The following is an 11,454-nucleotide window of genomic DNA, read 5'->3' on the forward strand; positions in this document are numbered from 1 at the left end:
CTGCAGACAATGATCGTTGCCCCCGCGGGTTCCTTCGCGCGGGTCCGGGCGGTAGTCTATTTCGACCGCTGCACGGCCGGCTTCTCGGCCGCCCGCTTGGCGTCGCTGAGATTGTGCGCGGTGTTGATCAGCGCGATATGAGTCAGCGCCTGCGGGAAATTGCCGGTCTGGCGGCCGGCGATGGCGTCGTACTCTTCGGCGAGCAGGCCGAGGTCATTGGCAAGCGCGATCACGCGATCGAACAGCGTTTGCGCCTTCCCGACCTCGCCCGCGAGCACATAGGCATCGGCAAGCCAAAGCGTGCAGGCGAGGAAGGCGCCTTCGATCGGCTGCTTCTCTTCGGAGACTTCGCGCGGATCGTGCCGCATCACGAAGCCATTGCGCATCAGGTATTGCTCGGTCGCGGCCAGCGTACCGCGGATCCGTGAATCGGTCGGCGGCAGGAATCCCACCGCCGGCAGCAGCAGGATGCTGGCATCAAGCAGCTTGGAGCCGTAGGATTCGACGAACGAGTTGAGCTTGCGATCAAACCCCTTGGCGCAAACATCGCGGTGGATGGTCTCGCGCAGCACCAGCCATTTGTTGAGCGGCGCCTTGAGGCCAAATTTCTGCGCGCTCTTGATGCCGCGGTCGAAAGCGACCCAGGTCATCACCTTCGAAAAGACATAGTGCTTGCCCGCGCCACGACGCTCCCAGATTCCGTGGTCCGGCCGGTCCCATTCTTCCGCAAGGTGTTCGAGCACAGCGCATTCCAGCGACCAGCTCGCATCGTCGAGCTGCAACTTCGCGACGCGCGCTTGGTGGAAGGCGTCGATCAATTCGCCGTAGACGTCGAGCTGCAGTTGCGCATGCGCGGCGTTGCCGATGCGCACCGGCTGCGCGCCCTCATAGCCGGGCAGCCAGACCGCTTCCCACTCCAGAAGCCGCCGCTGGCCCATGATGCCGTACATGATCTGCATGTTGGCCGGCGCCCCCGCGGCCGCGCGCAACAACCAATTGTGCCAGGCCAGCGCTTCCTCGGTGTAGCCCGAGTTCATCAGCGCCAGCAGCGTGAAGGTCGCATCCCGCAGCCAGCAGTAGCGGTAGTCCCAGTTACGCTGGCCGCCGAGTTTTTCCGGCAGCGAGGTCGTAGGCGCCGCGACGATGCCGCCGGTCGGCGCGAAGGTCAGCGCCTTCAGCGTGATCAGCGAGCGCAGCACGAGGTTGCGACCAAACCCCTCATAGGTGCAGCGGCTCGACCATTCGGTCCAGAACGCTTCGGTGTCCTGCAAGGCTTGGGCGGGATCGATCGGCCCGGGAACCGGCAGATGCGAGGGTCCATAGGTCATCACGAAAGGCAAGCTCTCGCCTTCGCCGACCGTGAATTCGGCCACCGTGGTCATGTTATGGCCGCGGGTCTCGACCGGCGAGCGGAGCACGATCATGTCCTGCCCGGCGATCGCCAGCAGCGCCGACCCGTCCTCGCTCTTCTTGACCCAGGGAATATCAGCACCCAAGCCGAATCGGATGATCAGCTCCATCCGCAAGGCGACGGTGCCCTTCACGCCGCGCACCAGCCGCACGATGTCGGAAGCATTGCCGCGCGGCGGCATGAAATCGATCAGCTCGACGACGCCGCTTTCGGTCTCGAACCGCGTCTCCAGGATCAGCGTGTTGTCGCGGTAACGGCGGGAGGTCTTGATGATGGTCCCAGCTGGCGCGATCAACCAGCGGCCATGCCTGTTGTTGCCGAGCAGCGCCGCGAAACAGGCATCGCAATCGAAGGCGGGCCAGCACAGCCAGTCGATCGATCCGTCGCGGCCGACAAGCGCCGCCGTCTCGCAATCGCCGATCAGTCCGTAATCCTCGATCCTGCAAGACACGGTGGCGACTGCTCCTCTTTAAGCTGGTGCGGACGACCGCTCGCGAGTGGCGTTCCTCAGTGCTTCGACATCGATGGCGGAGGCGATGTGCTCGATCGACACCGGCAGCCGCCGCCGCCAGTTCGGATGTTCGTCGACGGTGCCGGGGATGTTCGGCTGATCGACCAGGCCGAGCAGGTCCTCCAGCGAGATCGTCAGCAGGCGGGACCTGGTCCGGGAGAGGAAAGTAGCGACCGAATAAAGATCATGGCGGTCGATGTCATTCTGGCGCAGCACCTCGTCCAGCATGCCCAGCGCATGCCAGCGCGCCTGGTCGCTTTCGCCCGGATCGATGCCGAGCGAACGCTTCAGCTTCAAATCGCTGAACGAGCGCCAACCGGCATAGGTCGCAAGATCATGGGTGTTGAAGGTGACGAGCGCATTGGCGGCGTAACGGTCGATGCCGCGAAAGGCCCCGCGGTCGTCGCGCTCGAACATCATCACGAGATAGGACCAGATGCCCCAGTCGTTCATCTGCTCACGAAAACCGTCCGGCACGGTGCCGAGATCCTCGCCGATCACGACGCAACGATGCGCCACGCTCTCCTGCGCGGTTGCGGCCAGCATCGCCTCGAACGGCATCTGCACATAGGCGCCATTCTCCGGACCGAAGCCGTGCGGCACCAGGTAAAGCCGCTTCAAGCCGAGCACATGATCCAGCCTGATCGCGCCGGCGTGGCGCATCGAGGCACGCAGCATTTCCCGATACGGCTCGAAGAAACGCATTTCGAGGCCGGCGGCGTTGAAGCCGGCAAGACCCCAATCCTGCCCGGCAGTGTTGAGCGGGTCCGGCGGCGCGCCGACGCCGAGCAGGCGCGAGATCGCGCCCTGCTCGTTCCAGGCATCGAAGCCGTCGGACTGCACGCCGACGGCGACATCGAGATAAAGCCCAACCTTCATGCCGAGCTGGTGCGCCAGCGCCTTGCATGCCGCAAGCTGCCGGTCAGCGTTCCATTGCACGAACTCGACGAATTCGATCTCGCCGAAATCGGCGCCCTTGCGCAGACGGCTGCACTTGCCGTCGTCCGGCCGCCGCCATTCTTCGGGCCATTCCCACCAGGGCTGGTTGAACTTTTTCCGCAACACCTCGAAACACGCGAAGCGCGACAAGAGCGGCCCGCGCTCGCTCCTGAAGCGTTCGAAGTCCTGACGGCGCTCGAGCGTCGGGCTCGCCTTGAAGCTCGCAAACGCGGAGCGCAGCGCCTGCCATTTTGACGCCGCAACCGCACGATAGTCGACGATGTCCCCGGCGCGCAGTTGCGCGAGCTTGTCCTTCGCGCTGGGATCGACGCGGAATTCCGGCAGCTTCTCGACGTCGATATAGAGCGCGTTGAGGAACAGTCGGCTGTTCGGCGAATAGGGGCTACAATCACCGGGGCGGTCATCGAACAGCGCATGCAGCGGGTTAAGTCCGACACCACCGGCACCCAATTGATGGGCGAGTTCGATCAAGCCCCGCAGATCGGTGAAATCGCCCATGCCCCAATTGCGCGCGGAACGCACGCTGTAGAGCTGAGCCGCAAGCAGCCAGCAGCGGTCAAAATCGCCGCCAAAGGCACGTTCCGGTGCGACAATCAGCGGCAGCTCTTCGGTCGATCCGGCAGCATCGTTCAGGCGGAGCTGGTACACCCCGACCGGCAAATCCTGCGGCCAGGATATTGCCCGGTCGCCCGCTTCACCCTTCGCCATCATTTTGCCACCAGCCGAAATCGTCCATCCGACCGGCAACTTGGCGTCGATCGAAAGCTCCGAGGGCGCCGGGCGGCCGCGCCGCACGACAACCGGCTGATCGATCCACCGGCGTGGCTCGCGCGGCGGCAAGGCGTCGAGGATCGTTTTCAACGCAGCCGCGTCTGTCACACGGCGGTGGCCCTGACCGTCGATATATTCGGTCGTAATTCCAAGGTCTCTGGCTTTGGCGTAGGGGTCCATTCGGCACGCGCTTTGCACATGACCCGGGAGAGTGGGTCACGAAATTATGTAGATGCGGGAAGGGGATAGATGACGTTTAACTCGCTGTCCTTCGAGGCGTTCCATGGGAACCAATGTCCCATGAGCGGCTTTCTATATCAGTCCGGAGCGTATCCTTCACGCAACGGGGGCGTCATTTCCTTGTCAATGGCGGCATCACCGTGAACAAAACCGCTCAAACTGTCGAGAGTGCCGCCGGCACTTTCCATATCGAAGACGTCTATCCGCTGATCGATGGCGGCCGCTACCCCGTGAAACGCATCGTGGGGGAGCCCGTTGAGGTCTGGGCCGACGTCTATCGCGACGGGCATGACATCGTCGCTGCAGAACTGATCTGGCGCGGCGAGCTCGACCACGAATGGCGGCGCGAGCCGATGACCATGCACGGGAACGATCGCTGGTTTGGCTCCTTCGTCCCCGACACGCCCGGCCGTTATTTCTATGCGATCGAGGCCTGGACCGACGAATTCGCCACCTGGCGGCACGGCTTTGAGCTGAAGCAGAAGGCCGGCACCGATGTGACGCTCGATGCCATCGAAGGCGCGGGCATGCTGACCAAGGCGCAGGCCGGCGGACGGGCGGCGGCGGCCATCATCCTCAAGCAGTGCGAGACCTATCTCCAGACCGGCGATCCGGCTGCCCTGCTCACACCTGAATTGCAGGACGCGATGGCCGAAAGCCAGTCGCGACCCGACCTGACGCGCTCACAGCTCTTCCCGTTCGTCGCCGATCGGCCGCGGGCGCGCTTCGGCTCCTGGTATGAGATGATCCCGCGCAGCCAGGGCAAAGTCGAGGGACAGCACGGCACCTTCCGCGACTGCATCGACCGGTTGCCTGACGTCGCGGCGATGGGGTTCGACGTGGTCTACTTCACGCCGATCCACCCGATCGGCAAGATCAACCGCAAGGGACGCAACAATGCGGTCACCGCCAAGGAAGGCGATCCCGGCAGCCCCTACGCGATCGGCTCCGCCGAAGGCGGCCACGACGCCATCCATCCGGAATTGGGCACGTTGCACGACTTCCGCGCCTTCGTCGCGGCATGCAGAGAGCACAACATGGAAGTCGCGCTCGACTTCGCGGTGCAATGTTCGCCGGACCATCCCTGGCTGAAGGAACATCCGCAATGGTTCAAGAAGCGCCCCGACGGTTCGATGCGCTATGCGGAGAATCCGCCGAAGAAATATGAGGACATCGTCAACCCGGATTTCGGCTGCGAGGATTCAGGCTCGCTGTGGAATGCGCTGCGGGACGTGATCCTGTTCTGGGTCGACCAGGGCGTGAAGATCTTCCGCGTCGACAATCCCCACACCAAACCGTTCCCGTTCTGGGAATGGCTGATCCACCAGGTGCAGTTGCACCATCCCGACGTGATCTTCCTCGCCGAAGCCTTCACCCGGCCGAAGCTGATGAAGGGATTGGCAAAACTCGGCTTCACCCAGTCCTATACTTATTTCACCTGGCGCACCCAGCGTTGGGAGCTGGAGCAATACCTGATCGAGCTCACCCGCTATCCGGAGCGCGACTTCTACCGACCGAATTTCTTCGTCAACACGCCCGACATCCTGCCCTTCCATCTGCAGGGCGGCGAACCCTGGATGTTCAAGTCGCGCGTGGCGCTGGCGGCGACGCTGTCCGGCACCTACGGCATCTACAACGGTTTCGAGCTGCTGGAGCACGAGCCGATCCCCGGGCGGGAGGAATATCTCGATTCCGAGAAATACGAGATCAAGGTGCGTGACTGGGACAAGCCGGGCAACATCAAGCCCTATATCCGTGACCTCAACCTGGCGCGCCGCGCCAACGCAGCGTTGCAGCAGACCAGCAATCTGCGTTTCCTGCCCATCGAGGACGGCAACGTAATCGGGTTCGTCAAGGAATCCGTCGACGGGAGCAACACGGTTGCGGTCGCAATTGCATTGTCGCGCGACGCCCACGAAGTCTGGCTGCCGCTCGGCGATGTCCAGACGGGCACCGGCGATGAGCGCCGCCACGTCGCTGCGGTCGAGAACCTGATCACGGGCGAACGCCATGCACTCGACTGGGGCGGCATCCGGGTGCGGATCGATCCAATGCGCGATCCGGCGGTGCTGTTCCGCTGCCTGGCCTGAAGGGGGCGGTGCCATGAACGTGCTTTCAGCGGTCGAGACAAAGGAACTGGTGGCCACCGAGACGGCGGACGAGCTCTGGTACAAGGACGCCATCATCTACCAGCTCCACGTCAAGGCCTTCGCCGACAGCAACAATGACGGCATCGGCGATTTCGCGGGGCTGACCGAGAAGCTTGGCTATCTGCAGGATCTCGGCGTCACCACGCTGTGGTTGTTGCCATTCTATCCGTCCCCGGGGCGTGATGACGGCTACGACATCGCCGACTATGGCGACATCAATCCCGATTTCGGAACGATGAAGGACTTCAAGCGCTTCATCCATGAAGCCAAGAAGCGCGGCCTTCGTGTCATCACCGAGCTCGTCGTCAACCACACCTCCGACCAGCACGCCTGGTTCAAGCGCGCGCGCCGCAGCCATCCCGGCTCGAGCGCACGCAACTGGTATGTCTGGAGCGACACCGACCAGAAATACCAGGGCACGCGGATCATCTTCACCGATACCGAGAAGTCGAACTGGACCTGGGATCCCGAAGCGGGCCAGTTCTACTGGCACCGCTTCTTCTCGCACCAACCGGACCTGAACTTCGACAACCCGCGCGTGGTGCGCGCCATCGTGCAGGTGATGAAGCGCTGGCTCGACACCGGCGTCGACGGTTTCCGGCTGGACGCCATTCCCTATCTCTGCGAGCGCGAAGGCACCAACAATGAGAACCTGCCCGAGACGCACGCCATCATCAAACTGCTGCGGCGCGAGCTCGACACCTACGCCAGGGGCAAGATCCTGCTCGCCGAAGCCAATCAATGGCCGGAGGACGTGCAGGAATATTTCGGCCGGGAAGACGAATGCCACATGGCGTATCATTTCCCGCTGATGCCGCGCATCTATATGGCGATCGCGCAGGAGGACCGCTTTCCGATCACCGACATCCTGCGGCAGACGCCCGACATCCCGGCCAGTTGCCAATGGGCGCTGTTCCTCCGCAACCATGACGAGCTGACGCTGGAAATGGTCACCGATGTCGAGCGCGACTATCTGTGGTCGACCTATGCCAACGATCCCCGCGCCCGCATCAATGTCGGCATTCGCCGCCGCCTCGCGCCATTGATGGACAATGACCGGCGCAAGATCGAATTGATGAACTCGCTCCTGCTCTCGTTCCCGGGCACGCCGATTATCTATTACGGCGACGAGATCGGGATGGGCGACAACATCTATCTCGGCGACCGCAACGGCGTCCGCACGCCGATGCAATGGAGCCCGGACCGCAATGGCGGCTTCTCCCGCGCCGATCCGGCGCGGCTCTACGCACCCATGATCATGGACCCCGTCTACGGCTACGAGGCCGTGAACGTGGAAGCGCAGTCGCGCAGCCTGTCGTCGCTGCTCAGCGCCACCAAACGCCTGATCGCGGTGCGCAAGTCGACGCTGGCCTTCGGCCGCGGCTCCATGACCTTCATCCGCCCCGAGAACCGTTCGGTGCTCGCCTATGTCAGGCAGTATCAGGACGAGGTTATTCTCTGCGTCGCCAATTTGTCGCGCTCGGCGCAGGCGACCGAGCTCGACCTTTCCGCCTTCAAGGGACGCATTCCCCTGGAGATGCTCGGCCGAACGCGTTTCCCGACGATCGGCGAACTGCCCTACATGGTCACGCTCGCGCCGTATGGCTTCTACTGGTTCCAGCTCCAGGAGCCGGACAAGTCCATCGCCATCCCGCGGCGCGCGGTGCCGGAATTCGAGACGCTGGTCGTGCCGCTGAACTCGACCTGGGTGTCGCTGGCGCGTGCCCGCGGTGTGTTCGAGCGCGACGTGCTGCCGGGCCACCTGTCGCGGGCGCGCTGGTATCCGGAGAGTTTGTCGAAGGCGATCCAGCCGCAGCTCGTCTCCGCGATTCCCTTCTGCGATATCGGCGACAACCGCCCCTGGCTCGCTTTCTTCGAGACGACTCAGCGCGGCGCCACCTCACGCTACGTGCTGCCGATCCGGATCGAATGGGTGCGCTTCGACCGCGAGCGCTACAATCCGCGCGCCCTAGCCGCGGTACGGCAAGGCGCGCGCGAGGGCACGCTGCTCGATGTCGCGACCGACGAGATCTTCATCGCGCTGTTGCTCCGCAATCTGGCGCAGTCGCTGACGGTCGAGGACGAGGAGCTCGGCATCGCGCTGCGCCTCGAATTCCGCCCGACCAGCCGCTTCACGGACAAGCCGATCAAACAGCCCCAGCGCATCCGCGCGGTGGAGACCGAGCAGTCCAATAGCACGGCGCTGGTCGACGAGGATTACGTCGTCAAAATCTACCGCAAGCTCGAGCCCGGCATCAATCCGGAGATCGAGATGGGACGCTTCCTCACCGACGTCGCGGGCTTCGCCAACACGCCGGCGCTGCTCGGCACGGTCGAGCTCGTCGAGGGTGAGAAGCGCAGTGCGATCGGCATCGTTCACGCCTTTGTCACCAACCAGGGCGAGGCATGGACCGTCACATCAGCCTATCTCGACCGCTTCGTCGAGGAGCAGCGGCTGCTCGCGACCAATCATGAGACGAAGCAAAGCGAACAGCAGATCTCCTATCTGCGCTACATGGCGCAGACGGGAAAGCGGGTCGCCGAACTGCACATTGCGCTGGCGAGCAACCGCGACCTGCCCGAGTTCGTGCCGGAGCCGACCAGGCCGGAAGACGTGCAGCGCTGGATCGACGACATCCTGGCCCGTGCCGATCGCGTTTTCGAGACACTGACGCAGCGACGGGATACGCTGAAAGAGGCCGATCGCCCGCTGGTGGCTCAGTTTCTGGCGCAGCAGGATAGCTTGCCGGCCCGGCTGAAGGCGCTGCTGCCCGGAGACATCGACGGCCTCAACATCCGCCATCACGGCGACTTCCATCTCGGCCAGATGCTGATCGTCAAGGACGACATCTTCATCATCGATTTCGAGGGCGAGCCGCGGCGGAGCATCGCTGAGCGGCGGCGCAAGGCGCCGGCGGCGCGCGATGTCGCCGGGCTAGTCCGCTCGATCGACTACTCCGTCACCGCTGCGCTCGATCGGGCGCTCAAGGTCGCACCCGACGAACAAAGCAAGCTCGCGCTGGCGCTCGCCGACTGGCGGGATCGGGCTACCGCGACGTTCCTGGCCGTCTATCGCGAGACCATGGCGGGCCAGCCCTTGTGGCCGGCCGATCCGGAAGCCGCGGAGCGGATGCTCAACTTCTTCCTGCTTGAGAAAGCATTCTACGAGATCGAATATGAGCTGGCGCACCGGCCCGACTGGCTGCGCGTCCCGCTGACGGGGATGCTCCGCATCCTGGCGCAACAACCGCATGAGCCGCAATGACCAGATTGCCTGCTGAAGCCTACGCGATCATCGAGGGCCGCCATTCCGACCCCTTCCGCTATCTCGGGCTCCACTCCGAGGGCGACCAGAGCGTGGTGCGCGCCTTCCTGCCGGAAGCCTCCAATGTCGAGGCGATCGGCGAGCATGGCGAAACCGCGCCGCTCGCGCGCATTCATGATGCTGGCCTGTTCGCCGGCGCGCTGCCGAACGGCTCGCGCCGTTACCAGCTCCGCGCCCGCTTCGGCGACCATGTCGTCGATCTCGACGACCCCTATCGCTTCCCGCCGGTGTTGAGCGACTTCGATCTCTATTTGCTCGGCGAAGGCACCCACCAGCGCATCTACGACAAGCTCGGTGCGCATCCGATGACGCTCGACGGCGTGGAGGGCGTCGCCTTCGTGGTGCTGGCGCCGAACGCGCGGCGGGTCAGCGTGGTCGGCGATTTCAACTTCTGGGATGCGCGGCGGCATCCGATGCGGGTCCGCGGCCCTGGCTATTGGGAATTGTTCATCCCGCATGCCCGCGCCGGCGACCACTACAAATTCGACATCATCGGCCCCAATGGCCAACATCTGCCGCTGAAGTCCGATCCGGTGGCATTCGGCGCCGAGCTGCGCCCGAAGACCGCCTCGATTGTGGTCGACCTCGACCACATTCCGCATCCGCAGGCAGCGCCACCAGGCATCAACGGCATTGGCGCGCCGATCTCGATCTACGAGGTCCATCTCGGCTCATGGCGCCGCAAAGGCAACAATGAGTGGCTGACCTATCGCGAGCTCGCCGAGCAGCTTCCGGCCTATGCGCGTGACATGGGCTTCACCCATCTCGAATTCCTTCCCGTCAGCGAGCATCCGTTCGACGGCTCCTGGGGCTATCAGCCGACCGGCCTGTTCGCGCCGACCAGCCGGTTCGGCTCGCCGGCCGACTTCGCTGCGCTCGTCGATGCCTGTCATCGCGAAGGGTTAGGGGTGCTGCTCGACTGGGTGCCCGGACACTTCCCGGACGATCCGCACGGCCTCGGCCATTTCGACGGCACCGCGCTCTATGAGCACGCCAACCCGCTGCAGGGTCGCCATCTCGACTGGGGCACGCTGATCTACAATTACGGGCGCACCGAGGTGACCAATTTCCTGGTCTCGAACGCGCTGTTCTGGCTCGACCGCTATGGCATCGACGGACTGCGCGTCGATGCGGTCGCCTCCATGCTCTATCTCGATTACAGCCGTCCGCCGGGCGGCTGGATCCCGAACAAATATGGTGGCCGCGAGAATTTGGAGGCGATCGACTTTCTGCGCCGCTTCAACACCGAACTGTTCGGGCGCTTTCCGCAGGCAACGACCGCGGCGGAAGAATCGACCGCCTGGCCGCAGGTGTCGCGCCCGGTCGAATTCGGCGGGCTCGGCTTCGGCTACAAGTGGAACATGGGCTGGATGCACGACACCTTGCGCTACATCGGCAAGGAGCCTATCCACCGCAAGTACCACCACGGCGACATCCTGTTCGGCCTGCACTACGCCTTCTCCGAGAACTTCATCCTGCCGCTCTCGCATGACGAGGTCGTGCACGGCAAACGCTCGATCCTGGGCCGCATGCCCGGCGACGACTGGCAGCGCTTCGCGAATTTGCGCGCCTATTACAGCTTCATGTTCGGCCATCCCGGCAAGAAGCTGTTGTTCATGGGCTGCGAGTTCGGCCAGGAGCGCGAGTGGGCTCACGAACATTCGCTCGACTGGCATCTGCTCGCGCAACCGAAATATGCCGGCGTGCAGGCGCTGATCCGCGATCTCAACCGGCTCTATCGCGCGCTCCCCGCGCTGCATGAACTGGATTGCGATCCGGCCGGCTTCGAATGGGTCATCACCGATGACGCCGACCACAACGTGTTCGCCTGGATCCGCAAGGGCAACAGCGCGCGTTCGCGCTGCCTGGTGGTGGTCAACTTCTCGCCCAACGTCTATCACGACTATCGCATTCGTGTTCCCTTTGCCGGGAAATGGCGCGAGGTGCTGAATTCGGATTCCTCCCACTATGGCGGCAGCAATGTCGGCAATATCGGTGAGGTGGTCACGCATGAAGGCATTGTGCCCGAGCTCAGCCTGACCATTCCGCCGCTGGCTGCGATCTTCCTCGTACCTGAAAGCTGACG

Annotated in this window: 5 protein-coding genes; 3 read left to right on the forward strand and 2 right to left on the reverse strand. The window is 63.8% G+C overall.

Annotated features, from left to right (window positions below):
- Nucleotides 1-56: 56 nt before the first annotated feature.
- Nucleotides 57-1,862 (reverse strand): glycoside hydrolase family 15 protein, encoded by a 1,806-nt coding sequence (locus tag AC5ZGW_RS04960; RefSeq protein ID WP_130224467.1) that lies wholly within the window; start codon nucleotides 1,860-1,862, stop codon nucleotides 57-59.
- Nucleotides 1,863-1,880: 18 nt separating this feature from the next.
- The gene (gene malQ / locus AC5ZGW_RS04965; protein WP_130224469.1) at nucleotides 1,881-3,833 is read right to left on the reverse strand and encodes a 4-alpha-glucanotransferase; all 1,953 of its coding nucleotides are present in this window, start codon (nucleotides 3,831-3,833) and stop codon (nucleotides 1,881-1,883) included.
- Between the two features lie 200 nt (nucleotides 3,834-4,033).
- Between malQ and AC5ZGW_RS04970 the strand changes: the two genes are divergently transcribed.
- Genes AC5ZGW_RS04970 through glgB form a run of 3 tightly spaced genes read left to right on the forward strand, consistent with a single transcriptional unit; the run spans nucleotide 4,034 to nucleotide 11,452 of the window.
- A complete protein-coding gene (locus AC5ZGW_RS04970) occupies nucleotides 4,034-5,983 on the forward strand; it encodes an alpha-1,4-glucan--maltose-1-phosphate maltosyltransferase (RefSeq protein ID WP_245474580.1) in 1,950 nt (649 codons plus the stop codon).
- Nucleotides 5,984-5,996: 13 nt separating this feature from the next.
- The gene (gene treS / locus AC5ZGW_RS04975) at nucleotides 5,997-9,308 is read left to right on the forward strand and encodes a maltose alpha-D-glucosyltransferase (protein WP_130224473.1); all 3,312 of its coding nucleotides are present in this window, start codon (nucleotides 5,997-5,999) and stop codon (nucleotides 9,306-9,308) included.
- The gene (glgB, locus tag AC5ZGW_RS04980) at nucleotides 9,305-11,452 is read left to right on the forward strand and encodes a 1,4-alpha-glucan branching protein GlgB (protein WP_130224475.1); all 2,148 of its coding nucleotides are present in this window, start codon (nucleotides 9,305-9,307) and stop codon (nucleotides 11,450-11,452) included. The genes treS and glgB overlap by 4 nt, the downstream gene beginning before the upstream one ends.
- Nucleotides 11,453-11,454 lie beyond the last annotated feature (2 nt).

This window comes from Bradyrhizobium sp. Crot121 (genome assembly GCF_059512385.1).